Origin of the sequence: Mesorhizobium cantuariense (genome assembly GCF_042647205.1) — a bacterium.
GTDB classification, from domain to species: Bacteria; Pseudomonadota; Alphaproteobacteria; order Rhizobiales; family Rhizobiaceae; genus Mesorhizobium; species Mesorhizobium cantuariense.
Map to the genome: position 1 here is coordinate 207,731 of NZ_JBHRVD010000001.1, position 25,960 is coordinate 233,690.

Genomic DNA, 25,960 nt, shown 5'->3' on the forward strand with positions numbered 1-25,960 from the left:
GGATCGGCTTAAGCAACCAAATCCTACGTCATTTCAACGGCTTGCACGACATCCGCCAACCCCCATGAATTTTCCGGGCTAGGATCCTCTTCGGCTTTCCAGTTTGGTATGCCAAGGGCGCCTTTGGGGATCGCAACCTCGGCACAGACCTCGATGGCGCGTTTCATCAGTTCCTCGGCCTTGGCTTGCGGAGCATCCCCGCTTGAATGCTGCTGCCGAAGCTTGCCAAGGATCTTATAAGTGTCGTGATTGGCCAGTTTGGCCCTGTAGCTGCCTGGCGTGTGAAACTCGACCTCGAAGCGATAGGCTTCGGGCGTGGCGAGCACTACCTTGATGCCCAAGAAATTTCGAGTCTGCTTACTGAACCAGTTGACCACGCTGACCTCGGTGTAGCCCCGGTCATCGAAGGCCAGCATGGCTTTCTTGAAAGCGTTTATAAAATGCTCGTCAGGGATTTCGAAGACATGGCGTACAGTATTGGTGAGGAGCTGTGGAGCGCTGCCGGGCGGGACGCTCATGCCGGTGAGTTCATCTGTTATGGAGGCATGCGATTTCAAGCGGCGCTCCAGATGGGGCATCTTCATCTGGAAGTCCGCTTTCCAGAGGCTTTCGGCGACGCCGAGCGCGGCCTCGGTGATTTTGCTCTCTTCGGCTCTAGCGCGGGCAGCCTCGATCTGGGCGCGCTCTGAAGCCTCCGCGCGGGTCAGCGCAATCATCATGTCGGCATCCTCGGCGGTGGGCCGGAGGCCAGAAGGTTTCGGCAGAATGCCTTGCTCCGCAGCGAATTTGATCGAGGCCTCCATGATGCCAGCGGCCAGCGTGGGGTTGTCTTTCAGATCATCCAAGGTCGCATCGACGTCAAACCTTCCCTGGGCGAGGGTCGCCGCAACGCCCTTGACATAGGGCACGGACTTCAAGCCCGGTGTCTGGTGGAGGAGCCGCTGAAGGTAGCTGCCCTTCTTGAAGAAAAGGTTGGCGCCAGTATCGGATTTATAGGCGTCGGTGCCGACCTTGATGCCGAGGCTCAGCAAGTTGGTTGCGCTTTGTACGAGGTCGTCCGGATTGTAACCATCTGGGCGAGAATCGATGCGAGCAGGATAGTGGTCGAGCAAAAGCTGGATGCGGTCTCGTGGCTGAGGCGTTGCCGGATAGGTCTCGGTCAGACCCGGGAAAAGCTCGCACAGCCTTGCGCTGAAGCTCGGGTTTGCGGCGTTCGCGCTTTCGATTGTTTCGGGCAGGAGTTGTCCACCCTGCTTGACTGCCCATGCCACAAGGTCGGAGACGAGCAACTCGGCCATTTCGCGGGCAACCGGATGTTTGGCGACCTCAATCTCGCGCCTCGCCCTCGCAAACGTGTTCTGGATATCCTGGCCACTCACCTCTTCCTGGTTCAACAGCTGACCGATATCTCGCCGGAGCTCCTTGTGAACGCCCTCATAGGTGCCAAAGACGGCACGCTCGGCAAACCAGCGTCGTGCTTCATGGGATTGAGCCAGAAAGCTTCGCTGCAGGCAGGTATAAGTTTCCAGAACATTCTGCGTGGCAGAGAGGATCTGGCGGGCGCGACTGAACTGGTAATCGTCGCCCTCAAGCGCCGGGGTATGGGACTTTGGCGGCTTCAGCGACGGAAGTCCCAGAGCTTGCTCCCGGTGATCGAACGCGCGCAAATGCTCATAAAGCTGCGGCCGGTCGCCGAGGATGATGACGGTGTCGCCGTCGAAGTCGCCGTCAAGTTTTTTCTGCTCACCGGTCGGGACAGCCACCAACGAGCCCGGGGCAAACACCTCGGTCGCCTGCAGGATGCCGAGGCAGTCGAGCGGCGTGTCCACCTTGACGCGGTCCTTGCTCGAGGTCCAGCTCGCATGGCATTTGACGTCCTCGGCAGACATCACCAGCCCACGGTCGGCGTAGGCGGCCGGCCACATCTTATCCGGGACAACGATCAGAATGCCTTTGGCAAAAAAGGTCGGATCGTTGGCCGCCAGTTCCCTCCCCGACTTCTGGGCGACGTTGAAGCTGTATTGGATGGCCGTGCAGTTGTCGAGAAACACAGCGGTCGGATCCCCCTCGAGGGCCGACTTGACTCCTTCTGGGGCAAACGGGCGCAGGTTGGGCTTGTCATAGGGCGAGCGCCCGATCAGCACGCCGCTCGTCCCCGTCAACGTCTCGCTCTTGAGCGTCGGCACATGGAGACACTCGTCGCTGGAGGGTATGGCAACCGCGCCAGGACCGTCGATATGTCCGCCAGTCACGGTTCGAAACAGCTCCTCGGCCGACAGCCTTTGCCCCTGTCGGCTCTCGAGCCAGGTCTTGGCCTTCTCCTGCGCCTCATCGGCCACCGACTCGCTGCGTGGATAATGTTGCAGCGCCGAGGCAGGCAGGGACGATCTGCGTCCCTCAGCAAAGGCAGGCACCCGATCAGGACCTTCCTGCCGGCGGGCGCGATGAACAGCCGGCATGCGGTTGGCCAGCGAGGCCTTGATGAAACCGCAGCCATCATGCGATCGCAAGGCGATCGGGCCTTCCGGCCCAGTTAGCTTGAAGGGATGTTCCTGGTTCGCAGGGCGATCCGGCAGCAGCGACAGTTTGAAGGCGCCCTCCAGCGCGTAGTCGTGAGGGCCCAGCCCCTTGATTCCTGGAGGCGCGGCAAAACCCCTGCGCTGCATGTAATAATATGCCTCCTTGAAAGGGGCCCAGGCGCGCAATAGCTGCTCGAACGCCGTGCCCGATGCGGTATCGGCATACGGAATGGCCAGCAGCTTTCCGCCAGGAGACATGGCTGCCGCGGCGTCCGGGGCGCGGGCGGCGAGCTGCGAGAGGGTCGGTTTCGGTGGTTTTAACTTGCTTCCGCCGAACAGGTCCATGCGGTATGGCACACCCTCGACGGTAACCGTACGCGCCAGCATGAAGGGGCTGGGCTTTCCTGGCAGCTGCACCGCGACGACTGGCAAAGCTCCCGAGGTCAGGCGATGAAAAATCGAATAGCGTGTCTCGGGCTCCGTGGCCACTGGCCGGCCCTGCATGTCCACCACCGGCAACTGCATCAGCCCCGCCTCACCTTGCGGCGGTCTGGGCTCGTGGTCCATTGCTCGCAACACCTGATGGACGTCGAACACCGACGCTGGATGTTGGGCCTGGACCGTCGCCACATTCTGCGCCATGAACGTGTCCAGCCCATCAAGCGGGGTCTCTGCAGCGATCTCCGCGATCAGGTTCCAACTCATATTGGAAAGGTCGCCTTCGATGAGGCCGGCCGTTTTCTCCAAAATCTCCTTGGTCTTGAACTGCAGCTCTTCTTGCCTCACCCGCAAATCGGACTTCTTGCCCTCGACATACGGCCGGCGGAACAATGTCGCCAGAACCGTGCGGGTCTTGAGCACTTGATAGATCGACAAGGCGGGGCGACGGCTCGAGTACGGGCCACGGGTCCGCTCGCCATCGCCTGCTTTGAGATGCGCCTCAATCTTATGCTCGACGATCGGCTGAATGTCGTTCAGCAAATTCAGAGCCTGCCTCCGCCGCAGGCTCTTGCGCGGGCTGCGCGCCAGCGGCAGCACGGCGAGGCAGAGATTGCCCATGGTTTCGAGGTTGTTCTCAGCGGCAAAATCAGGGGCACGATGCAATTCCGTAAGCCGATCCAACCCCGGCCGTGCGAGCAAACCGAGATCGTCAAACAATCGAGCCTTGGCCAGCGCCTTGAAAATCACGGCGATGTTCAGAACGTGGGTCTGCTCCAGACGATCACTGGCATAGTGAAGGTAGCGGGCCAGCTGGTGTAGCCGATCCTTCAGCAGAGCGGTCTCTATGATCTCTCCTGTGTCCTCTCCCCTGGCGACACTTCGCCCCAGAGCATTGGCCATCATGCCAAGCTCAGGTGTGGTGAACGTTCCGAATCGTTGGCCTCCGGAGCCCAGTTTGCGCACGATGTCCAGGACTGCCTGGTGGCACGCCGCTGCTTCCGGCCATTTGCTGAAGCCGTTCACAAGGTTCGCCAATCCCTGCGGACTAAAATCAGAGAGCCGGTTGTCACGGCGAAGCACCTCGCCGGCGATCGCGACCGTGGCCTTGCTGCAGCCCGTCTCGTCCGGCCACTTGCTGAAACCGTTGACCAGGTTCGCCAGGTGCTGCGCAGTAACGTCAGAGAGCTGGGCTTCGCGTTTGGCAAGGCGAGAGACCTCGCCGGCGATCGCGATTGTGGCCTCGCGGCAGTGCGGCGCTTCCGGCCACTTGCTGAAACCATTCGCCAGGTTCGCCAGATCCCCTTGAGTAAAGTCAAAGAGCTGCACCTCGCGCGAGGTGCGGCCAGCGACCTCGCTGGCGATTGCGACCGTGGCCTTGCTGCAGCCCGTCTCGTCCGGCCACTTGCTGAAACCGTTGACCAGGTTGGCCAGGTTCTGGGGAGTAAAATCAGAGATCAAGGCGCTTTCGGAGCGACGAAGGACCGCCTCGGCAATAGCGACTGTGGCCTCGCGACAGGCCCCTCCGTCCGGCCACTTGCTAAAACCGTTCGCCAGGTTTGCCACGTCCTGCGCATTAAAATCAGAGAGCTGGGCTTCGCGTTTGGCAAGGCGAGAGACCTCGCCGGCGATCGCGACTGTTGCCTCGCGGCAGTCCGGCGCTTCCGACCACTTGCTGAAACCGTTCGCCAGGTTTGCCACGTCCTGCGCATTAAAGTCAGAGAGCTGGGCTTCGCGTTTGGCAAGGCGAGAGACCTCGCCGGCGATCGTGACTGTGGCCTCGCGGCAGTCCGGCGCTTCCGGCCACTTGCTGAAACCGTTCACCAGATTCGCCAGCCCCTGCTGGGTAAAGTCAAAGAGCCGGACGTCGCGTTTGGCGCGGCGAGAGACCTCGCTGGCGATCGCGACTATGGCCTCGCGGCAGTGCGGCGCTTCCGGCCACTTGCTGAAACCGTTCACCAGATTCGCCAGCCCCTGCTGGGTAAAGTCAAAGAGCCGGACGTCGCGTTTGGCAAAGCGAGAGACCTGGCTGGCGATCGCGACTGTGGCCTCGCGGCAGCCAGGCGCTTGCGGCCACTTGCTGAAACCGTTCACCAGGTTCGCCAGGTCCTGCGGAGTAAAATCAGAGATCAAGGCGCCGCTTCCGGAGCGACGAAGGACCGCCTCGGCGATAGCGACTGTGGCCTTGCGACAGTCCGGTGCTTCCGGCCACTTGCTGAAACCGTTCACCAGGTTCGCCAGGTCCTGCGGAACAAAGGTGGAGAGCCGGGGGGGCCGCCGGAACGGCCGACAATTACATTGGCGATCGCGGCCGCGGCTTGACAGCAGCCCTCGTCGTTCGGCCGCTTGCTGAATCCGTTCACGAGATTCGATAGCTCCTGCGCAGTAAAGCGGGTGAGCTGAACCCCGCGGCGAAGGACCTCATCGGCGATCGCGGCTGTGGCCTTGCGACAGTCCGGTGCTTCCGGCCACTTGCTGAAACCATTGGCCAGCAACGAGAGATTTTGGCTGCCCAGCTCACCTAGTACGCCCATTTGATCCTGACAAATTCGGGCGATTCTCATCGCTCCATCGCGACATTTCGTCGACAATGGGTCCCGACCGAATGATGATGCGAAGAGCGAAAGCGCTCTCGGTTCAATCTTCTTCATTAACGCGAGATCAAGCTGCGACATCCGAGCTGCGACAGCCCTGCAAGCTTCTATCCCTGCCTGCCCTCCCGCATACCGGCTCACCGCATTGCACGTAGTGGCGTACCCCCATGATTGCCGGGCGTCGATATCTTCCTCCAAGCGCGGGACAAATTTGCGTTCAAAATCGACGGAGGCCTTTTGCATGAACGTTGCTTGATCCGGCATCCGCAGGCGCTTGGAATGCTTCACCACCTCTCTTGAGAACCCCCGATGTCACGCGCGTTAGCAATTCCTCTTAGTGCTGCATGCAACTCGCCTGAATACTGTGGATCAGGTCGCTCAAAGCTGGCGTGGCTCTGCGCGGCTACGTCGTCTACGCGCCGCTTTCCAAGTCCAGGACCCAGGTCGCTTGCGGATTGCCTTGGCTGCGGAAGCGCGCCCGATTGCGAGCTCTCGGCCGCCTGATTGCGCTGGCGCATGCTTGCTTGCGAGCCCTCGGCCGCCCGATCGCCGCGCCAATGCTCGCCATCAGAGCGCGAGGAGCCTTCTTCCCGATAGAGTGCGCGACGATCCTGTCGCTGAGGCGGGCGCTCAGCCCATTGCGAGCCCTCGGCCGCCCGATCGCCGCGCCAATGCTCGCCACCAGAGCGCGAGGAGCTTTCTTCCCGATTGAATGCGCCACGATCCTGTCGCTGAGGCGGGCGCTCGCCCCTTTGCGAGCCCTCGGCCGCCCGATCGCCGCGCCAATGCTCGCTATCAGAGCGGGAAGAGCTTTCTTCCCGATAGGGTGCGCCACGATCCTGTCGCTGGGGCGGGAGCTCGCCCCTTTGCGAGTCTCCGGCCGCCCGATCGCCGCGCCAATGCTCGCCATCAGAGCGGGAAGAGCTTTCTTCCCGATAGGGTGCGCCACGATCCTGTCGCTGGGGCGGGCGCTCGCGGCGCCAGGGCTCATCCCCGAAACGCGAGGGGCCTTCTTCCCGATTGAATGCGCCACGATCCTGTCGCTGAGGCGGGCGCTCGCCCCTTTGCGAGCCCTCCGCCACCTGATCGCCGCGCCAGGGTTCATCCTCGAAATGCGACCAGCCTTCCTCCCTATCCAACCCGCGCCGCCTCCCGCGTGCGCCAACTGATGGATGAGGAGACGCGTCCCGCAGGATATCACTGGTGCGGACGGGTCCGCCCTCTGGATTTTCATGGTCGGAACGCATCCGCTCCATGAGCGAATTGAACTGTTGGCCACCTTGTCCAGAGGCAGGATCGCGGGGCCCCCCTATATCCTCCGCGCCCCCAGCTCTGACTTGCCCACTGTACAAGCCACCACGTCGACCAATACCCGTCATAGCCAACCCCGAGTGCAAATGAAAATACAATTGCGCACGGTCATTCCTGTCGCATTGCACGCTGAGGGTATCATCATACTCGTGGTATCTGACGGAAGCCTGACTAGACCTCATGTTGGACGAGTATCGCAATAACCTGGCGAGAGATTTATTGCTTTCCGCGGCAACCACCACTAATGAAGCAATCCTTCACCGACTATGTTTTCACGCTACCCGGAGAGTTTCATGACAGAAGAAGCCGACGACAACATCGACGTCCTCATCGAGCTCACCGCCGATGTCGTCTCAGCCTATGTGTCCAACAATCCGGTGCCGGTGGGCGATCTCCCTGCCCTGATCGGACAAGTGCACGCAGCTTTGAAGGGCACGGCCGAAAGTGTCTCCGCAGAAGAGCCGCAGGCTCTCAAGCCTGCAGTCCCGATCAGGAAGTCGGTGACACCGGACTACATCATCTGCCTTGAGGACGGGAAGAAATTCAAAGCGCTGAAGCGTCATCTGTCGACCCACTATGGGCTGACGCCGGATGAGTATCGCGCCAAATGGGGTCTGCCGGCGGATTATCCCATTGTCGCGCCGAATTACGCCGCGGCGCGCTCGGCGTTGGCCAAGACGATGGGGCTCGGCCGCAAGCCGAAAGAGCCGGAAACGCCGGCGCCGGCGAAGCGGACCCGCAAGAAGGTCGCAGCTTGATCTTATCTATCAAGTTCGTTCTGAAGCGCGCAGCTGCCGTCGGCGTCTGCGCAGAACATCAGAAGGCGCGGACCAGCCCGCTCCACTCGCAAACATCCTCGCGGCTTGCAACAATCTGCTGTCCCGGTCTGCGGTAATGTTCTCGCCCGCTCTTATCGAGCGGGTCAGTACGATCGGGACGTGGCGCGTCGTGCAGGCTTTTGCCGGGCCGCAGGAGAAAAGTCAGCCAGCTTTGCTGAGGCTGCCAGCGGAGGACTTGCCAGTACGGCGGTCCTGTTCGATCTCATAGTTGATCTTCTGGCCGTCAATGAGAGTCGAGAGACCCGCACGTTCCACAGCGGAAATGTGGACGAACACATCCTGACCGCCATTGTCAGGCGGGACAAATCCAAACCCCTTGGTGCTGTTGAACCACTTCACCGTTCCAGTCGCCATATCCGTATTCCTTTGTAATAATTGCAACGTGGGTAGGCCATTAAGCCTACTCGATTCACAGCCGAGGCGTTACGCGCAGCAAAGACAAAAAATTGCAAGGCCCGGCCGGACCACCCGGCAGCCAGCCCCACCCCGCGCTGCCGCCAAGCGCATGGCCCTGCGCGACCAACCCGGCGGTCAGGATCGGCGAGCGCATGGCCAGCCGGGTCGGCGCCGAATGGTGCGACATCTGTTGGGATGGCCACGGCGCTGTAGCTCTCGGCTAGCCGAGAGGCAGCGCGCCCGTGCGCGCCATCTCGAAGACATCGAGCAAGATGGCCAGCCCGACACCACTAGCAGTCAGAATAAGCCCGGTCAGGAAGATGCGGTTGGCGCGCTCATAAATGCGCCGTTGCAGGGAACTAATGTCGAGCAGCATCGACAGGGCCCGCATCTGAAGCGCGATGCCGATCAGCATCGGCGCTGCGGCCAGCAAATGGTGGAGCTGCCACGGTATTGGGTTGGCGGCCCAATGCGTGATGAAGCCGAGCGAGAACGCCAGCAGGATGCCGACGGCGGTGATGGTGCCATTGCGAAAAATCGTGTCGATCAAGTCTTCCTTGGGATCCTGCTCGTTCAAACCTTCTCTCTCCTCGGGGCGATCAGCCGGTCGTTTGTGGTCGAGATTAGGCTGTCTGGAAATCACTGTACACCACCGGCTTCGCTCGCCAAATGCGTGGCCAGGCAGCCGGGCCGGAACAAGCCAGCCTGGGCTGGAACCATTCAGACCAACGAAAAACGGGCCATGAGGAAGCCCTCATGTTGCTGAAACGGTCCATCTCCTCTTAAAGGCGGCGATAGGGGGTAGCCGTCATAGCCGATATAGGTGTCCAAGCCCGGATCGGCTGGCGTAGCAGGCGAGGCAGCGGCGGACCTACCAGGAACCGCTGTACTCGTCGAGATAGAGGGTCCGGGGCTGCTGGGCGAGCAAGCGCCAAGCACGAACCCGCCGACGCCGGCGGCAATGCCGATTTCGCGGTGGTGATGATAGCCACGCGCGGCCGAGGGCCGGACGGTTCCGGCCAGCGAACCGGCGGCGACGATCAGGCCGGAAACGATGGTGCGCTTGAACACGATTGATTCCTTGCTCCGGTACAGAGCCGAACCATCCGCCTCTTGAACAGCCAGCACTTCACGCCCTACCGATTAGATGCAGGTGCCGACGATGCGAGCTATGAGGGGATGGAGGAAGGTCGAGACGAGCGAGCCTGTTGCTGCGGGCGGCCAAAGGTCCCGACTATGTGCACTATCTGAATAGCGAAACTATCTCACCGGCCTTGACAGACCCTTTTTCATCGACGCTGCCGAAAAGCAGTGGCGATCCTCTTGCGATCGCGTCGTTCCGCAGGGGCTATGACGATGTCTTTTACACAATGCCAACGCTCGTCAGTCCCGCGGCTAGTGTGGCAGCACGCACAATGCCCTTGCGCTCACCCGTCACTATCGACACGTCGACGGGCATATCCGGATAGAGCTTCACGTACGGTAGAGCTTGAACTGGTCGGCACCCACCTCGATAGTCGCGGTGAAGGACGTCGCGCCGCTCCGTTCGTCGACCTCGGCATTGGCGGAAACGCGGGTCACATCGATGCCTACAAGGACCTGGATACGCGACTTCTGCAGCTCCTTCACCCGCCACATCAAGCACGAAAACCCTGTTCCCGTGGCGGCCGCCGGAGGGAGCGGAGGCTGCGGGAAGCGCACGTCTATACGGTCGTGAACAGCGATGCGCTTGCGGACTCCATCCTCACGCCATGGTCAAACGTCACCCGTTCGAATTCTCTTGCGGAAGGCGCTGCAGCGCCATGGCCGGAACCTCTTGGAGTAGGGCCACTGCGCGCGTCCATCCGGCAGAGGCGCCTTTGATCTTTACCGGAAAGCAGGTAACCGTAAAGCCCTTGGGCGGAAGCTGGTCGAGGTTGGTCAGTTTTTCGAGGTGGCAATAACCGATCTCGGCTCCCGCCTTATGTCCTTCCCAGATGATGCTGGCGTCGCCGGTTTCAGCATAACGTTTGGCGGTGAAGGGAAAGGGGGCATCCCAGCTCCATGCGTCCGTGCCGGTCACCCGCACGCCGTGTGAGGTCAGGAAAAGCGTGGCCTCACGGCCCATGCCGCACCCCTTGCCCAGATAGGCCGGGCTGCCATAAGCGGCGGCGGCCGAAGTGTTGACCAGCACAATTTCCAGCGGGCTCAACGTGTGGTCTATGCGGTCAAGCTCGGCCTCAACGTCGGCGGCCGTCACCACATAACCGTCTGGCAGATGACGGAAATCCAACTTCACACCCGGCTGCATACACCAATCCAGCGGCACTTCGTCGATGGTCATTGCCCGTTCACCACCGTTCATGGTGGGGTGATAGTGCCATGGCGCATCAAGGTGGGTGCCGTTGTGCGTGTTGACCTTGCACTCTTCAACTGCCCAGCCATAGCCACCGGGCAGCTGATCCACGCCGAGCCCGGGAAAGAACGCCACCATGCCTTCGGCGCTTTCGCGATGCCCAGTATAGCTGATCACGGGGCGGATCGGCGGCGGGTCCGCTGGCGTTTCATTGTCGAGGGCGATGGAGAGATCGATGATTTGGCGGGTCATGGAGTTCCTTCTCAATAATTATTCGAACGTCCGGCGAAGAACTTGGTTGCCCAGGGTGCCGAGGCCGTCAACAATGCCTTCCAGCACGTCTCCCTGCTTGAGATCAACTGGGCCTGTCGCAAAATTTCGGCGTTAACGCGCTGTTGACCACACCTGATGCTCTTCCCGCTCTGATGGTTCTGAATGCCATTTCCGAAAAGCTGGAGCGCCGATCGAAAGATGATTTCTTCAATCGGCACCAAAGATTTGCGCGTAGACCGCCTCGATCCGCCTTGCCTCGTCATCGGTCAGCGCGGCGAATTCCTTTTCGCGCTCGCGACTCGAAAGCCGGCCAGAGGCGACTGCTGCATGCCGGTCAGGCACGCAGCGTTCGCGCCAACGAGCGCCGGCTAAATTCCAACGACGAGTGCCCCGCCGCTTAAGCCCGCCCCCGCGGCAGCCAGAAGGACTTTTTCGCCAGGCCGCAATGGCTCTGTCTGATTGGCCAACGATAGGGATAGCGGGATCGTCGCGGCGGAGGAGTTTCCGTAGTCAGCGATCGTCTTGACGACCGCATGATCGGCAATGCCCAGGTTCTTGCCGACGGCATCGAAAATGCGGGCATTGGCCTGATGTGGCACGAACCGGTGGATGTCTTGCGGTCGCATCCTGGCTGCGGCGAGTGCGTCCTTTGAACATGCAGTCATCATGTCCACGGCCCTGGCGAACACTTCGCGGCCGTCGGTCATCGTCATTCGGGTTTGCCCGAGATCCAGGCCACTTTGGAACGGGATGTTGCTTCCGCCCGCCGGGATCTGGATCAGCCCGTAGCGCGAGCCGTCGGAATCCACCGAGGCACCGAGAATGCCCCGGTCGGGATCCTCGCAGGGACCGATCACCAGGGCGCCGGCGGCATCGGCGAAAAGGACCGAGCTTGCGCGCTCGGCCGGATTGATGCGGCGGCTGAGGATGTTGGCGGCAATCACAAGGGTCGCCTTGCCATGCAGGCGGGTGAAGCCGTCGGCGAACATAAGCGCATAGATAAAGCCGGCGCAGGCGCCGGTCAGATCGATCGCACCTGCTCGTCCAAGTCCCAGCTTGTGCGCGACGAGGGGTGCGCTGGGCGGCAGAAGGTGGTCGGGCGTCGAGGTGGCAAGCAACAGGAGACCGATGTCGCTGCGATCAATAGCGGCGTTCGCCAGCGCCATCTCGCCTGCACGCACAGCAAGGCCGGACAGCGTGTCTTCATCTGTCGCCCAGAAGCGCGAACGAATTCCGGTGCGCCGCTCGATCCAGCCTGGCTCGAGCCCGAGACGATCTTCGATCTCCGGATTCTCGACCTTGCGCGCCGGCGCATGATGGCCGAACCCGAGAATGCGAGACGACCTGCTCATGGCCCCGACCCGAAGCGTTCGCTGGCCTCCTCGATGGCGTCATAGAGACCGTCCAGTTCCTCGCTGGTGATGCAATAGGGCGGCAGAAGATAGAGGACATTGCCAAGCGGACGCACGAGCAGGCCGCGCTCGAGAAAAAAAGCCCGCAGTTTTGGCCCGATCTCGGCCAGATAGCCGGCGGAGCCGGTGCGCAGATCGAGAGCCGTGATCGTCCCGGTCGCCCGGCTATCGGTGAAGCGAGGGTTATCGCGAAAGCGTTGAAGCCCGGCGGCCTGCTTTGCACTCAGGGCCGCGACCCGCTCGGCTACCGGCTCGTCGCGCCAGATCTCGACATTGGCGAGTGCGGCCGTGCAGGCAATCGGATTGGCGGTGTAGGAACTCGAGTGGAAGAAGGTCTTCTTGCGGTCGTCGGAAAAATGGGCCCGGAAGATGGCGTCGGTGGCAAGCGTCGCCGCCAGCGGGATGGCGCCTCCGGTCAAGCCCTTCGAGGTGCACAGGATGTCCGGAGAGATGGATGCCTGCTCGCAGGCGAACATGGTTCCGGTGCGGCCCCAGCCGGTCATCACCTCGTCGGCGATCAGCAGCGTGCCCGAAGCTTCGGCGATCTTCTTCAGTTCGGTCAGAACCGAGGCCGGATACATCAGCATACCGCCGGCGCCAAGCACCAGCGGCTCGACGATCAGCGCGGCGGCGTGCCGGTCGCGGCTGACGGCCTCGAACCGATCCAGCGTCTCCTGCTCTCGCCCGGCGGCCGGGAAGGGGATGGTATCGACCTCGAACAGCAAAGGTTCGTAGGCGGCGTTGAACACGCCACGGGCACCGACGCTCATCGTGCCGATGGTGTCGCCATGATAGCTGTGCTCCATGACGACGATACGCGAACGCGGCGCACCGATGTTGCGGAAATAGCCGAGCGCCATCTTCAGCGCAACTTCGACGGCGGTCGAACCGCTGTCGGAATAGAACACCCAGTCGAGCCCGGACGGTGCGAGTTCCACCAGGGCCTTGGCGAGGCGCTCGCCCGGCTCATGGGTAAAGCCGGCGAAAATGATCTGGTCGAGGGTTGCCGCGGTCGTCTCGATCGCCTTCATGATCCGCGGGTGGCGATGGCCATGGGTGACGACCCACCAGGAGGAAATGGCGTCGAGAATGCGCGTGCCGTCGGCTTTATAGAGATAGGATCCCTCCGTCAGGACGATCTCAGGGATCGCCGGCTCGAGCGCATGTTGCGTGAACGGATGCCAGACGCTGGACTGCGACATCATTCGACCCCCGTAATCAATCCGAGGTCAAAGCTGGTAGTCATCGCGTCCCTCAGCGTTTTGCCCGTCAGCGGATCAAGGTGCGGCAGCCTGCCGAGCTGTGGCACGCCGCTGAATTCCACGATTGTCCTTTGCGTATCTGCCACCTCGTCGCCAATGAAGGCGAGGCCGATGAGCGGAATGGAGCGGGCCCGCAGGGCCTCGATCGACAGCAGCGTGTGGTTGATCGTGCCGAGCGCGGTGCGGGCGCACAGGATGACCGGCAGCTGCCATTGCGCGAATATGTCGATCAACTTTGTCTGCCGGTTGAGCGGCACCATCAGTCCGCCGGCGCCTTCGATGACGAGCGGACCCGGCAAGGCTGGAAGCGAGAGCTTTGCCGCCTCGATCGCGACGCCGTCGAGTTCGGCTGAACGATGCGGCGACAGTGGGCTCTTCAGGCGGTAGACTTCCGGCAGCACGCGCCCTGGCGGCAGACCGGCGAGCCGTTCAACGACCTCGCTGTCGGTTTCGCCGTCGAGGCCCGATTGCACCGGCTTCCAGTAGGAACCGTCGAGAAGGCCGGCCAATCCCGCCGAAAACACCGTCTTGCCGATGCCGGTATCCGTTCCGGTGATGACGATGCGCTTGGTCATGCCGAGGCCAACACTTCGACCAGCGCCTCGATCATGGCCGAAATGGCGGCTTCGTCGACGTTGAGCGTCAGCGAAATGCGCAGCCGCGACATGCCTTCAGGCACAGTCGGCGGGCGAATGCCGCGGATGTCGAAGCCGCGCGCCTGGAGTGCTGCCGCCACCGCCATGGTGCGCCTGACGTCGCCGATGACAAAGGGCTGGATCTGTGAGCCGCTCGGTATCACGCCGCAGCGCCCGGCCAGCAGGCGGCCTGTGCAGGCAACGATTTCCTGCAGCCGGTCACGGCGCGTCGGTTCTTCGGACAAAATGGCGAGCGCCTCGCGCGCGGCCACGGCCATCAGCGGCGATGGTGCGGTGGCGTAGATGAATGGCCGGCACCGGTTGACGAGATAGTCGCACAGCGTTCGTGGAGCGGTGACAAGCGCGCCCGACGCTCCGAGCGCCTTGCCGCAAGTGTGGAGTGCGATGATGTTGTCGCGGCCCTCGAAACCGGCGGCAAGGCCGCGGCCCTCCGGTCCCCAAACGCCGGTGGCATGCGCCTCGTCGACGACGATGAATGCCTGGTGCCGATCGGCAAGCGCGACCAGGCTCTCCATCGGCGCACGGTCGCCATCCATGCTGTAAAGGCTTTCGACCGCGATCCAGACGCGCCCGGTGCCGCCTTCGGCGCGCCAGCGCGTGATCGCATCCTCGATAGCATCGACGTCGTTGTGCGCGGCGAGCTTGAACTCAGCGCGGCCAGCGCGAGCCCCCTCATGCATGCTGGCATGGGCGAGTTCGTCGAGGACCAAAAGGTCGCCCTTCTGCGGCAGTGCGGTCAGGAGAGCGAAGTTGGCGATGTAGCCGCTGCCGAAGAACAGCGCGCGTTCAGCTCCGAAAAACGCCGCTGCGTCCGCCTCCAGAGCCTCATGCTCCGGCGCGTTGCCGCGCAGCAGCCGCGACCCGGTGGCGCCGACCGGCGTGCCCTGCGCGATCGCAGCCGCAACCGCGTCGCCTAGTCTTCTCGAAGCGGCAAGCCCGAGATAGTCGTTCGACGAGAAGTCGAGGCCGGCGCGCGGCGACAGTGTCCGCAGCCGGTCCTTGCGCGCCAGCCCCTGCAAGGTCGCGTCATAGCGGGCAAGCGGTACCCCGCTCATTGCGTATCGAGGTCCATCGGCTCGATGCCGAGACGCCGGAACAGCAGACTATCCTTGTCCTCGCCGGGATTGTCCGCCGTCAGCAGCGTGTCGCCGACGAAGATCGAGTTGGCGCCGGCAAAGAAGCACAGCGCCTGCATCTCGTCGGTCATGGCGGTGCGGCCGGCTGAAAGCCGGACATGCGATTTCGGCATCATGATGCGCGCCAGTGCGATCACGCGCACGAATTCGATCGGCTCGATCGGCCTGGCGTCGGCAAGCGGGGTACCGGCGATCGGTATCAGCATGTTGATCGGAACGCTTTCCGGATGTTCCGGCAGATTGGCCAGCGTCACCAGCATGTCGACGCGATCCATAGGCTCTTCGCCCATACCGACAATGCCGCCGCAGCAGACCTTGATGCCGCTGTCGCGGACCTTGGCCAGCGTGTCCAGCCGATCGGCAAACGTGCGTGTCGAGATAACCTCGTTGTAGTAGCGCTCCGAAGTGTCGATGTTGTGGTTGTAATAGTCGAGGCCGGCCATTTTCAGTTGCTGCGCCTGGTCCAGATCAAGCATGCCCAGCGTCATGCAGGTCTCCATGCCCAGCGCCTTGACGCCTTCGACCATCGCCACGACCGCATCCATGTCGCGCGCCTTGGGATTTCGCCATGCCGCGCCCATGCAATAGCGGGTGGCACCGGCGTCACGCGCCTTGGTCGCCTCGGCGATGACGCGCCGGACCTCCATCAGTTTCGACGCTTTCAACCCGCTTTCGTGATGCGCCGACTGGCTGCAATAGCCGCAATCCTCCGGGCAGCCGCCGGTCTTGATGCTGAGGAGCCGGCTAAGCTGGACCTTGTTGGGATCGAAATTCTGGCGGTGCACGGTTTGCGCCAGGAAGAGCAGATTGTTGAAGGGCGCGTCATGAAGTGCCCGAGCCTTCTCTAGCGTCCACGTCGTGGCGTCTGGGGCTTGAGCCTGTGGCATTGTCTTCGTCGGATTGGTGGCGTGCATGTCCATCCTGTTTCCTAGTCTACGCTTGCGCTATCTTCGTCTTACGAGTCCTGGGGTTCGAATGCCCGATTGACCCATATGTTTGCTCGTGGGTCGTCAGGGCGCCCGACAGTCAAGGCCGATATCGAGGATCGGCGCGCTGTGAGTCAACCAGCCGATAGAAATCAGGTCGACACCGGTGGCCGCGATGGCCGGCGCTGACGCGGCGGTGATCCTGCCGGACGCCTCGGTGATCGCCCGGCCGGCGACCATCAGCACTGCCTCTCGCAATTGGTCAACCGACATGTTGTCAAGCAGAACGGCGTCGGGGGCGAGCGTCAAGGCCTCTTCCAACTGGGTCAGCGTATCGACCTCGACTTCGATCTTGACGAGATGACCTGCACTTGCTCGCGCGCGCTTGATGGCCGCACGGATCCCGCCGGCGATGGCGATGTGGTTGTCCTTGATCAGGAGCGCATCGTCGAGGCCAAAGCGGTGATTGGCGCCGCCACCGGCGCGCACGGCATATTTTTCGACGGCTCGTAAACCGGGCGTCGTCTTGCGCGTGCAGACGATCTTCGCGCCGTGCCCGCGGACCGCCGCGACGACGGATGCCGTCGCCGTGGCGACGCCGCTCAAATGACAGAGAAAATTCAGCGCCGTCCGTTCCGCTGTGAGTATGGCCCGGGCCGGACCGCTCACCGATGCGATGACCTGGCCTTCCACGACACCACTGCCGTCTGGCCGCTCCACCGAGATTTCAACATCGGGGCTGATCAGGCGGAAGGCGAGCATGGCTAGATCGAGCCCCGCGACAATCCCGCGCTGACGCCCCACAAGCACGGTCCTTGTATAGTGGTAGGGTGTCACAATGGCGTCCGTGGATACGTCACCGGCCCTGCCGAGGTCTTCGAGCAGAGCAGTCCGTACCAGAGGCTCGAGCATGATTGGGGGCAGCGGCGAGAGGTTCATTGCTCGGTCTCTTCAAGCGTAGACGAAGATGCGAGTTCCTCAGCTGTCGCTAAGGCTTCATCGAGCGTGAGCCTGGAGCGGCGGGCGGCAACCGCACAATCTGGACAGTCGGTCCGGTAGTGAGCGCCGCGGCTTTCTTCTCGCAGCAAGGCGGCAACCGCGATCATCAGTCCCGCTATCGCAGGATCGGACGCTGCATCTTGGCGTTTGGCCAGCGGAAGCAATGTGCTCACGGCCTCGCGCAAGACCTCGCCATCTCGTTTCACGCCAAGGCTGCGTGACAGGAGAGGGCGCAACGAGAGTGGATCGGGAGCCGGAATTTCCCGTGCCGTCGAGCGTGTTCTGATGCCGATCGGAGATCCCGCTACGCTTTCGGCGACCCAGCGCGCGCATACGATCGCCTCGGTCAGCGAGTTGCTGGCAAGCCGATTGGCGCCATGCAGTCCAGTGGAGGCGACTTCGCCGCACGCCCATAGTCCGGCAACCGAGGTACGTCCATCCCGATCCACAGCGACGCCGCCCATGTGATAGTGCTGGGCCGGCCGTATCGGGATGAGGTCGCGCACGGGATCGATGCCCGCGCCCCGGCAGGCTGATGCGATTGTCGGAAATTGCCGCGCAAATGTCGGGCCGGGCTTTTCTCGTCCATCGAGAAAGACGCGGTGGCCGTTCGAAAGATGCGTCCAGATGGCGCGCGCCACCACATCGCGCGGCGCGAGTTCCGCGCCCGGCAAGCTGTCGAGGAAGCGTCGGCCTGTCTCGTCGACAATCATCGCGCCTTCACCGCGAACCGCTTCACTGATCAGCGTCATCGGGCGCGCCGGCCCATCAAGCGCGGTCGGGTGGAACTGGATGAATTCCAGGTCGGCAACCACAGCACCGGCGCGCGCCGCAAGCGCCAGGCCCTGTCCGCAACTGCCCAAAGGGTTGGTGCTGTCGAGGAACAGTCCGCCAATCCCACCCGTGGCGAGGACGACCCGTCCCGTACCGAAGAACACAGGACTCATCGAACAGCTTGCCCAGACACCTCGGACCGTATTGTCCTCCACCGCCAGCCGCCGCGCCTCTACACCCTCGACGACCACGATCGACGAAGTAGAACGCACAGCTTCGACCAGCACACGCATGATTTCCTGTCCGCTGCCATCGCCGCCGGCATGAACGATGCGCCGGCGGCCGTGCGCGGCCTCCAATCCCAGGCGCAGGGCTCCTTCAGGCGTCCGATCGAAGCGAACCCCAAGGGTCGCCAGGGTCTCGATCGCGTTAGGAGCCGCATGAAGGATGCGGGTTGCGATTTCTGCGTCGCACAGGCCATCGCCGGCGGCGAGCGTGTCGGCGACATGCAGCGCAGGATCGTCGTCCACGCCAAGGCTGGCAGCCAGCCCGCCCTGTGCCCATGCGCTTGATGCCTCAGATCCAAGCGGCGTCCTGGACAGAATAAGCACCGGTTCTGGCGCCAGATGAAGCGCAGTCAAAAGCCCGGCAATACCGCCGCCTATGATAATCGGGCGGCCAAGGAAACTGCGGACCTCCTCGCTCATATGGCGAGCATCCGCTCTACCGCTAGCCGTGCTCGTGCTGCAATGTCGGGTTCAATCATCACCTCATGCCGGTTCTGCTCGAGCGCAGAGCGGATGTTGGCGAGCGTGATGCGCTTCATGTGCGGGCATAGATTGCAGGGCCGGATGAATTCGATCTCGGGATGCTGGACCGCGACATTGTCGCTCATCGAGCATTCCGTCATCAGCACGACGCGTGGCGGCTTTTGCCTTTCGACATAGTCGGACATGGCGGCTGTCGAGCCAGAAAAATCGGCTTCGGCTACAACGTCGGGCGGGCATTCGGGATGCGCGAGCACCATCACGCCGGGATGGCTTTCGCGCAACTGACGGATGTCGGCTGGCGTGAAGCGCTCGTGCACTTCGCAATGACCCTTCCAGGCGGTGATCTGCACCTTTGTCTGAGCGGCGATGTTCTGGGCCAGATATTCGTCCGGCAGCATGATCACCTTGGGAACCCCGAGGGACTCGACGACGGCCTTTGCGTTGCCGGACGTGCAGCAGATATCGGACTCTGCTTTCACGTCAGCCGAGGTGTTGACATAGGTGACAACCGGCACACCCGGATAGCGCTGCCGCAGCAGGCGAATGTCCTCGGCGGTGATCGAGTCGGCCAGTGAACAGCCTGCTCGCAAATCGGGAATGAGTACCGTCTTTTGCGGATTGAGCAGCTTCGCCGTTTCAGCCATGAAATGCACGCCGGCAAGCACGATGACGTCGGCTTCGGTCGACATTGCCTTACGGGCAAGCGCCAGACTGTCGCCGACGATGTCGGCCACGCAGTGGAAGATCTCCGGCGTCTGATAATTATGCGCCAGGATGACGGCGTTGCGCTCCCGCTTCAGCGCCAGAATTGCCTCGATGTCGTCCGAAAAGCTCGGCCATTCGATCGGAGGAATAACGCGCCGAACGCGGTCGTACAGGGATGCGGCCGAAGGCAGGATGGTGCTCATCGAGCCTCCAATTATAATCTACATGATTATAAGACCTTTATATTCGTTATGACTATAAGCAATGTCAAGCCCGCGCGAGCGGCAATTTTGTCCCAGCCCCAGGCCTCTCGTCGATAATGGCGTGGCGGAAGCGGTAGAGTTGCGCCGGCCGGCCGCCGGTTTCGGCGGTCGCCTCGCCGGTCTTCTCAACCAGATCCTGCTGCTCTATAAGCCGGCGAAAGTTCGGCTTGTTAATGAGCCTGCCTGAGAGCGCCTCCACGGTTCGCTGCAACTGCAGAAGTGTGAAGAGCGGCGGCATCAGTTCGAACACGACGGGTCGGTATTTGATCTTTGAGCGCAGCCGCGCAATAGCCGTTGCCAGGATGCGGCGGTGATCGGCGACCATGGATGTGCCCGGCACGGGAGTGGGCGCGGCTGAATCCCCGCTGCGGGTCGCTTCCTCCACCAGCGCTGCCTCGTAGAGAAGCTCATAGCGCTGCAATACGAGCTCTTCGTTCCATGCTCGGTCGTCGAAGCCGAAGGTGACCGCCGCACGACGCCGACGATCGAGCCGCACGGCGGTATCGTCAGCGGTGTCCGCCCATTCCCTCAATCGCGGTCGCAATTTTTCCAGCACAACCGCCGGCGTGCCGGAGCGATGATCCTCCCATGGAAAATAGTCGTACCAACTTGCCCAGCAGCGTTTGGCCGAGGCAGCCGGATCTTCGTCTCGCGTCAGTGCGAGGTAGCTGATCGAGATTACACGCTCCTCAGCGCCGACCCGATCGCGATCGGCGAAGGTGTAAAGCTGTTCGATATAGCCCAGCGGCTGGCCGGTCTGTTGTTCCACCCATCCTCTGAGACCCGACTGCAGGGAGCGGTGATCCTGCTCGAACGGACCCGACGGCAATGCGTTTGCCTGCCCGATGGTGAGAACGTAAGGGTCGCTGCTTTTCACGGCGACGACCACGGCGATAAGGTCCGCTTTGACGGCATTGGCCCTGCCTGCAGCTCTGCCTTTCCTGGTTACCTTTGCCTGGTGCTCCATGATCTCTGAACTGGTTGGCAGAGCCCTGCCAAGAAAGCGGCTGAACCGATTTAAATTGGTTTTCTACGATAACTGTCCGCGCGTCAACATCGCGCACTGTCGCGATTTTGCTCTTCGCACGTGCACAAAAATATGCCAAACGCGACATTCGCGGTTGGTAACGCAAGGGAAGGAGTCCTCGTTGATTGCGGTTGCTAACACCAAGGCGATCACCTCGCCGGATATTCGTTCGCGAAAGGCTGGCACGCCGCTCGTCTGCCTACCGCCTACACACCGCCTACACGACCCCGGTTGCCCGGCTAGTGGATACCCATTGCGATGTCGTGCTGGTCGGCGACAGCGTCGGTATGGTTCTCCACGGCTTGCCGACCACGCTTGGGGGTACGCTCGACATGATGATCATGCATGGCCAAGCTGTCCGCCGCGGCCTTGAGCGGGCGCTGATGGTCGTGGATATGCCATTTGGCTCCTATGAGGAAAGTCGGGACCAGGCCTTTCGCAATGCCGCGCGCGTCATGGCCGAGACCGGTTGCTCAGCCGTCAAGCTCGAGGGTGGCGAGACAATGGCCTAGACAACCCGCTTCCTCGCCTGTCGCGGCATCCCGGTGATGGCCCAATGTCGGGCTGACCCCGCAGGCGGTCAACGCGATCGGCGGATATCTTGTCCAGGGCAGGGGCGAGAATAGCGAGCGCATTCGGCGCGACGCCCACGCAGTGGCCGAGGCGGGAGCATTCGCAGTCGTGCTCGAAAAGGTGCCCGAGGCGCTCGCCAGCCGGATCACAGCGGAAATCGCAATTCCAACGATCGGAATCGGCGCCTCGGCCGCCTGCGACGGGCAGATCTTGGTGGTCGACGACATGTTGGGCATGTTCACCGGTTTTCGCCCGAAATTCGTCAAGCGCTACGGCGAACTTGCTTCAGCGGCAGAAGCTGCCATTGCCAGATACGCGGCTGATGTTCGGGAAGGGCCCTTTCCGGCGGCCGAACATGTTTACGACCAGGCGAAGGACGGAGATGTGGCATGAACGTGCCGGTTGTCCATACCATTGCCGAACTTCGCTCCATCGCCACGGGATGGCGCCGTTCTGGCGCCACCATCGCAGTGGTGCCGACCATGGGGGCGTTGCACGAAGGGCATCTGAGCCTCGTGCGTGCGGCGCTTCACAGGGCCGATCGGGTTGTCGTGACGCTCTTCGTCAATCCGAAGCAGTTCAACAGTGCTGCCGACCTTGCCGCCTATCCCCGGACGGAAAAGGAAGATTCTGCAAAGCTCGCGTCTCTGGGCGCGCATCTGCTCTATGGGCCGGGCGTAGCGGAGGTGTATCCGGCAGGCTTTACCACGACCGTTTCAGTCTCCCGCATCGGCGAAGGCCTGTGCGGCGCGTTCCGGCCAGGTCATTTCGTTGGGGTGGCGACTGTCGTTGCCAAGCTCTTCCTGCAGACCGGCGCTGATGTCGCCATTTTCGGCGAAAAAGATTTCCAGCAGCTTCAGCTTGTCAGGCGTATGGTCCAGGATCTGGATATTCCAATCGCCATTTTGCCATGCGCGACCGTTCGCGAAGCCGATGGTCTCGCTCTATCATCACGCAACGTTCGACTGTCGCCCGCCGCGCGCGCCGTTGCCCCGAAACTTGCGTCGGTCCTGCAGGAGACGGCTCAGCGGCTAGCGAAGGGCCATCCCCTCCTGCCGACGCTTGGTCAAGCGCGCGCAGCTATTTTGTCCGCGGGCTATCGCGAGATCGAATACCTGGAGCTTCGCGACGAGGCAGATCTGCAACCGATGACAAGACTTGATCGACCGGCACGCTTGCTCGCCGCCGCTTGGCTCGGCGATACACGGCTCATCGACAACGTCAGAACATCACCGGCTTAAGATCAGCAATCTTGGCGGCGTTGAGTCAAACTCCGCAAAAGGGCTGTTCAAGCAGAAGTAGGAGGAAATGGGAGGGAAGATCGAGACGCGAACGGACTGGGTGCATCAGGGCCCGATCATCAACCGAGGTCTCTGTCTGGCTTCCAGCGATTAGCGGAGGTTACGCAAAGCGCAGATGCATCGCGTATTTGAAAACTTCGTCGAGCAACTCTGCGAAAGTGTTGATGCCATCGATCTGCGTGAGGCAATGGCATCCACGGCGGCCGGCTTCGACTTTCCGCTGTTCGCTCATTTTTGCTTGTCCGTCGGAATCCGGCGAAGCGCCACGATTAATCTCCAACTATCCTTCAACCTGGACTTGAGCTTATCTGCAAGGCCGGTACCACAGCCTTGATCCGGTGATCCTGCGCGGGCTGCGAGGCTGGGATACCTTTGATTGGGGCGTGGATCGCGGTCGGCAGTGTCTGCCTACGTCGCAGCAACAAATTCTGGAGAAAGCAGCTCAGTTTGGCATCCGCGGCGGATTAAGATGTCGATGCATGATCATCGCGGCCGGTTTTCTGCGCTGACCTTTGCTTCCGACGAATCCCATCCACCTCTTTTGCGCTCACTGACACGTTATGAAAAGGCACCAACTTTCATATCCATGTCCGGCGCCGGCTCGCCGACGATCGGGTGGTGGGATGGTGTAACGCTTACGCCGCGGGAGTTGGAATGCCTGAAATGGGCATCGCGCGGCAAGTCGGCTTGGGATATCAGCCAGCTTCTCGGCGTATCGAGGCGCACCGTCACCTTTCATCTGGAAAACGCCAAAGCAAAGCTTGGCGTGCGAACGATCAGCCAGGCCGTCGTACGGCTGGCAGCTTCCAGGCAGGCGAAATCCTGATTCTTCCGCCAAGATAGCTGCAAACGTCTACAGGCTGCATCACTGGCAGCTTTGCCGTTCCATGGCGGGAATACATCCTACGCGGACGCGACCATGATGCCGCTGATAACGCCGGACCTTCATGGCGAGTTCGCGCCCGAATTCAAAGAGATGCACGAGCTCAGGTGTCGGGTTTTCAAGGCAAGGCTCGATTGGGAAGTCCACACCGAAGACGAATTGGAGACCGATGCATTTGACGAGCTGATGCCTGTCTATTTGCTACCAAGGGCTCCGATTGGCGAATTCGCGGTTGCGTTCGGCTTTTGCCAAGCCCGGACCCACCATGTTGCGCCGATACGCGTATGGAACGGATCCTTCGACTCGCAACGTGGCCATTGTCGCGTATCGGACAGCCGAAGCCTCTCGGCAAGACGCAGGCGGTGGCCGGCGTTCTCGAGATTTCCCCTGCCAACCTTTTGCGCATCCGCTGGAGAGGACGTCTGAGCGGACCGGTACTCTGGCAACCGGTGCTTCGCCAGTCGGCATAGCATCGTTGCGGACACCCCCACTGTGAAGAATGCTCGTCCGCCCTACCATGCAACGGACGGGTCGCGCAGGCGGGCCGTCCGCGTCATGACGAAGTTTGCCGCTACACCAGTCGATTGCCGCGCATAGGCTAGGCCTGGGAATTCCTTCGGCCCAATTGGAACATGCAGTGATGATTGGTCGCGACCAGCCCTTCAGGACTAACGAAGGAGGCGGAGCATCCGCCCAGTGATACGATCGCGTTGAGCGGTTCAGCGTCCAGACGGCGCAGCTGGGCGGGATCGATCTGGAGCCCATCCGCACGCATGGCCGCACCCACTTCCGCAGTCTGGCTCGGCATCCACATACCTTCGTCGGCCGACGTGGCGTTGACCGTCCAGAAAAAGGCGATGGCAGCTGCTTGGGCCAAATATTTCAAATTCGAGTTCATGCTGATCTCGCTCCCATTCCTGTTCTCCGCTGACTGGATCGATGAGTATCGGGATGGCCGGCGTCCGCCAGCGCCTGCGCGGCTGCCACTCCGTGGACCGTTGACGCAAGCATCTGGATGGCGCTCACCTCTCCATTGTATCGGTTCCGTGCAACGTTTGCGGATCGTCCGCCTCACTAATCGTGCCAAAGGACTAATCTTACTGCGTCATAAATTGGCCTGACGCGGACTTTCCATGGCCCTTGTGCAGCATGGACATCGTTGCAGGCGGTTGGCCAGGGCCACGGTCAGGCGTCGCCGGATGGTGGGGATCGAGGTCGGGACGTGCCGCTCTGGTCGGATCGGAGGATCCGCGGGGTCGATAACCGTCGGGAAGACCAGATGTTTGGCGGCTCTGGGCGCGAGCCGGAGCTGAGGGGGGAATCGTCTCCCTCAGAGAGATCAGGAAGCCATAGGCGGCGATACAGAGACTGGCGTGGTGGTGGAAGCCCCGCCAACCTCGGCCTTCGTAGTGGCCCAGTCCCAGCTCCTGCTTGAGCTCCTGATAGTCTCGCTCGATCCGCCAACGCAGCTTGGCGGCGTCGACCAGCTGGGTGATTGTAGCGCCGGCCGGCAAGGTGGAGAGCCAATATTTGCTCGGCTCGACCTCGCCTTCAGGCCACTCGATCAGGAGCCACTCTTCGGCGTGAGCCTCGGGCCGATTGTAGTCCCTGGATGCCGGCCGCAAGCGCACGGCGGCGAAGCGGGACTTGAGCTCGGTGTTGGTTCCTTCACGCCAGGCGATCGTGCGCCAAGCCTCGGCGTCGAACTCCTCGGCCAGGGCCTTGGCCGAGACCGGCTTGTGATTGTCGGTTCGGCCGACCCGGGACGGCGGCCGGCCTCTTCCGCTCCAAGGCTTGGGCGGCAGGGGGCTCTCGCCTGGACGCCAGACGCTGAGCGTGGGCTGAACGCCCACCACATAGGTCAGATCGAGCTCGGACAGGCCGGCGCGGAAACCGCCGTCGGCGCCATATCCGGCGTCGGCCAGAACCACGCCGGGCGCGACGCCATCGGCCTTGGCCGTCTTGATCTGCTCGAGCGCGATCTGCGGCTTGGTCTGGAACGTGATCTCTGCCGGAATCTTGGCCTTCTTGCGTTGTTCCGGATTCTCCGCCCAGATGTGCGGGAGATATAATTGGTAGGCGATCGGAAGCGAGGCTGCATCATTGGCGATCGATAGGCTAACCGCAATCTGACAATTGTCCTGCTTGCCCAACTGGCCGCAATACTGGCGCGCTACGCCCACCGAGTGCTTGCCCTTCTTGGGAAAGCCCGTGTCGTCGACGATCCACGCCCGGATCGGTCCGCGCTGCTCGATCTGTGGAAGAACCCAGTCGCGAACCCGTGCCAGCAAGGCCGCGTCCGACCACGGCGCCTGTCCCACGAAATGCAGCAGAGACTGATGCTTGGCCGCCACCCGCGACGGCGCCGTGACGGCCGCCAACGGCTCCACGCTCTTGCGTTCCATCGGCATCAGAAGTCCGAGGCAATAATCCTTCAGCGGCTCAGCCCGGTCGGCGTGGCCGATCACCCCGATCAAAGCATCGACATAGGCGTCAAATTCGGCTTCACTCTCGGCTGTCCAGTCGGGCATGGCGCGCTTCCCTGATCACGAATCAGCACGCTAACAA

General features: G+C 62.0%; 24 protein-coding genes and 2 pseudogenes. 5 read left to right on the forward strand and 21 right to left on the reverse strand.

Annotated elements, in window-relative coordinates:
* Nucleotides 1-23: 23 nt before the first annotated feature.
* Together xopAD and ACFOJ9_RS00995 are read right to left on the reverse strand one after the other, a co-directional pair.
* A complete protein-coding gene (gene xopAD, locus ACFOJ9_RS00990; protein WP_378976478.1) occupies nt 24-5,186 on the reverse strand; it encodes a XopAD/skwp family type III secretion system effector in 5,163 nt (1,720 codons plus the stop codon).
* Nucleotides 5,183-5,839, reverse strand: a complete 657-nt coding sequence (locus tag ACFOJ9_RS00995; RefSeq protein ID WP_378976480.1) for a hypothetical protein — start codon at nt 5,837-5,839, stop codon at nt 5,183-5,185. The genes xopAD and ACFOJ9_RS00995 overlap by 4 nt, the downstream gene beginning before the upstream one ends.
* Nucleotides 5,840-7,155: 1,316 nt before the next feature.
* Here ACFOJ9_RS00995 and ACFOJ9_RS01000 point away from each other — a divergent pair.
* Nucleotides 7,156-7,620: a MucR family transcriptional regulator gene (locus ACFOJ9_RS01000; RefSeq protein ID WP_378924078.1), complete on the forward strand. Its 465-nt coding sequence runs from the start codon at nt 7,156-7,158 to the stop codon at nt 7,618-7,620.
* Between the two features lie 222 nt (nt 7,621-7,842).
* On the opposite strand, the gene ACFOJ9_RS01005 is transcribed toward ACFOJ9_RS01000, so the two are convergent.
* From ACFOJ9_RS01005 to ACFOJ9_RS01080, 16 genes are all read right to left on the reverse strand, one after another.
* On the reverse strand, nt 7,843-8,055 hold the full coding sequence (locus ACFOJ9_RS01005) for a cold-shock protein (RefSeq protein ID WP_095090064.1): 213 nt from the start codon (nt 8,053-8,055) through the stop codon (nt 7,843-7,845).
* Between the two features lie 55 nt (nt 8,056-8,110).
* Nucleotides 8,111-8,284: a hypothetical protein gene (locus ACFOJ9_RS01010; RefSeq protein ID WP_378976482.1), complete on the reverse strand. Its 174-nt coding sequence runs from the start codon at nt 8,282-8,284 to the stop codon at nt 8,111-8,113.
* A gap of 33 nt (nt 8,285-8,317) precedes the next feature.
* Nucleotides 8,318-8,674, reverse strand: coding sequence for a hypothetical protein (locus ACFOJ9_RS01015; RefSeq protein WP_378976484.1), 357 nt, complete (start codon nt 8,672-8,674; stop codon nt 8,318-8,320).
* A 143-nt stretch (nt 8,675-8,817) separates the two neighbouring features.
* Nucleotides 8,818-9,168 (reverse strand): BA14K family protein, encoded by a 351-nt coding sequence (locus ACFOJ9_RS01020; protein ID WP_378976486.1) that lies wholly within the window; start codon nt 9,166-9,168, stop codon nt 8,818-8,820.
* Between the two features lie 402 nt (nt 9,169-9,570).
* A complete protein-coding gene (locus ACFOJ9_RS01025; protein WP_378976488.1) occupies nt 9,571-9,726 on the reverse strand; it encodes a hypothetical protein in 156 nt (51 codons plus the stop codon).
* A 133-nt stretch (nt 9,727-9,859) separates the two neighbouring features.
* Nucleotides 9,860-10,684, reverse strand: a complete 825-nt coding sequence (locus tag ACFOJ9_RS01030; protein WP_378924072.1) for a cyclase family protein — start codon at nt 10,682-10,684, stop codon at nt 9,860-9,862.
* 228 nt (nt 10,685-10,912) lie between these two features.
* Nucleotides 10,913-11,047, reverse strand: a complete 135-nt coding sequence (locus ACFOJ9_RS01035; RefSeq protein WP_280952830.1) for a hypothetical protein — start codon at nt 11,045-11,047, stop codon at nt 10,913-10,915.
* Nucleotides 11,048-11,073: 26 nt separating this feature from the next.
* A complete protein-coding gene (locus ACFOJ9_RS01040; protein ID WP_378976490.1) occupies nt 11,074-12,057 on the reverse strand; it encodes a beta-ketoacyl-ACP synthase III in 984 nt (327 codons plus the stop codon).
* Entirely contained in the window at nt 12,054-13,319 is a 1,266-nt protein-coding gene (locus ACFOJ9_RS01045; protein ID WP_378976492.1) for an adenosylmethionine--8-amino-7-oxononanoate transaminase, read from the reverse strand. Before ACFOJ9_RS01045 ends, ACFOJ9_RS01040 begins: the two co-directional genes overlap by 4 nt.
* Nucleotides 13,319-13,954 carry a dethiobiotin synthase gene (bioD, locus tag ACFOJ9_RS01050; RefSeq protein WP_378924066.1) on the reverse strand — a complete coding sequence of 212 codons (636 nt, stop codon included), beginning with the start codon at nt 13,952-13,954 and terminating at the stop codon, nt 13,319-13,321. Before bioD ends, ACFOJ9_RS01045 begins: the two co-directional genes overlap by 1 nt.
* The gene (locus ACFOJ9_RS01055; protein WP_378976494.1) at nt 13,951-15,090 is read right to left on the reverse strand and encodes an 8-amino-7-oxononanoate synthase; all 1,140 of its coding nucleotides are present in this window, start codon (nt 15,088-15,090) and stop codon (nt 13,951-13,953) included. The genes bioD and ACFOJ9_RS01055 overlap by 4 nt, the downstream gene beginning before the upstream one ends.
* Nucleotides 15,087-16,085: a biotin synthase BioB gene (bioB, locus tag ACFOJ9_RS01060; protein ID WP_378987481.1), complete on the reverse strand. Its 999-nt coding sequence runs from the start codon at nt 16,083-16,085 to the stop codon at nt 15,087-15,089. Before bioB ends, ACFOJ9_RS01055 begins: the two co-directional genes overlap by 4 nt.
* 96 nt (nt 16,086-16,181) lie before the next feature.
* On the reverse strand, nt 16,182-17,036 hold the full coding sequence (gene nadC, locus ACFOJ9_RS01065; RefSeq protein ID WP_378976496.1) for a carboxylating nicotinate-nucleotide diphosphorylase: 855 nt from the start codon (nt 17,034-17,036) through the stop codon (nt 16,182-16,184).
* Entirely contained in the window at nt 17,033-18,577 is a 1,545-nt protein-coding gene (locus ACFOJ9_RS01070; protein WP_378976498.1) for an L-aspartate oxidase, read from the reverse strand. The genes nadC and ACFOJ9_RS01070 overlap by 4 nt, the downstream gene beginning before the upstream one ends.
* Entirely contained in the window at nt 18,574-19,548 is a 975-nt protein-coding gene (gene nadA, locus ACFOJ9_RS01075; protein ID WP_378976500.1) for a quinolinate synthase NadA, read from the reverse strand. Before nadA ends, ACFOJ9_RS01070 begins: the two co-directional genes overlap by 4 nt.
* A 64-nt stretch (nt 19,549-19,612) precedes the next feature.
* Nucleotides 19,613-20,575 (reverse strand): NUDIX hydrolase, encoded by a 963-nt coding sequence (locus ACFOJ9_RS01080; RefSeq protein ID WP_378976502.1) that lies wholly within the window; start codon nt 20,573-20,575, stop codon nt 19,613-19,615.
* A 181-nt stretch (nt 20,576-20,756) separates the two neighbouring features.
* Here ACFOJ9_RS01080 and panB point away from each other — a divergent pair.
* Nucleotides 20,757-21,601, forward strand: a pseudogene (gene panB, locus ACFOJ9_RS01085) (3-methyl-2-oxobutanoate hydroxymethyltransferase).
* Nucleotides 21,598-22,449, forward strand: coding sequence for a pantoate--beta-alanine ligase (panC, locus tag ACFOJ9_RS01090; RefSeq protein WP_378976504.1), 852 nt, complete (start codon nt 21,598-21,600; stop codon nt 22,447-22,449). The pseudogene panB and the gene panC overlap by 4 nt, the downstream one beginning before the upstream one ends.
* A gap of 160 nt (nt 22,450-22,609) precedes the next feature.
* On the opposite strand, the gene ACFOJ9_RS01095 is transcribed toward panC, so the two are convergent.
* Entirely contained in the window at nt 22,610-22,741 is a 132-nt protein-coding gene (locus ACFOJ9_RS01095) for a hypothetical protein (protein ID WP_378976506.1), read from the reverse strand.
* A gap of 168 nt (nt 22,742-22,909) precedes the next feature.
* Here ACFOJ9_RS01095 and ACFOJ9_RS01100 point away from each other — a divergent pair, with 168 nt between their 5' ends.
* Complete coding sequence (locus tag ACFOJ9_RS01100; protein ID WP_378976508.1) at nt 22,910-23,335, forward strand: helix-turn-helix domain-containing protein; 426 nt, start codon at nt 22,910-22,912, stop codon at nt 23,333-23,335.
* A 93-nt stretch (nt 23,336-23,428) separates the two neighbouring features.
* Nucleotides 23,429-23,862: pseudogene (locus ACFOJ9_RS01105) on the forward strand (acyl-homoserine-lactone synthase).
* A 128-nt stretch (nt 23,863-23,990) separates the two neighbouring features.
* Here ACFOJ9_RS01105 and ACFOJ9_RS01110 read toward each other — a convergent pair.
* Both ACFOJ9_RS01110 and ACFOJ9_RS01115 read right to left on the reverse strand, forming a co-directional pair.
* Entirely contained in the window at nt 23,991-24,290 is a 300-nt protein-coding gene (locus ACFOJ9_RS01110; protein WP_378976510.1) for a S46 family peptidase, read from the reverse strand.
* Nucleotides 24,291-24,489: 199 nt separating this feature from the next.
* Nucleotides 24,490-25,923, reverse strand: a complete 1,434-nt coding sequence (locus ACFOJ9_RS01115; RefSeq protein ID WP_378976512.1) for an IS701 family transposase — start codon at nt 25,921-25,923, stop codon at nt 24,490-24,492.
* Between the last annotated feature and the right edge of the window lie 37 nt (nt 25,924-25,960).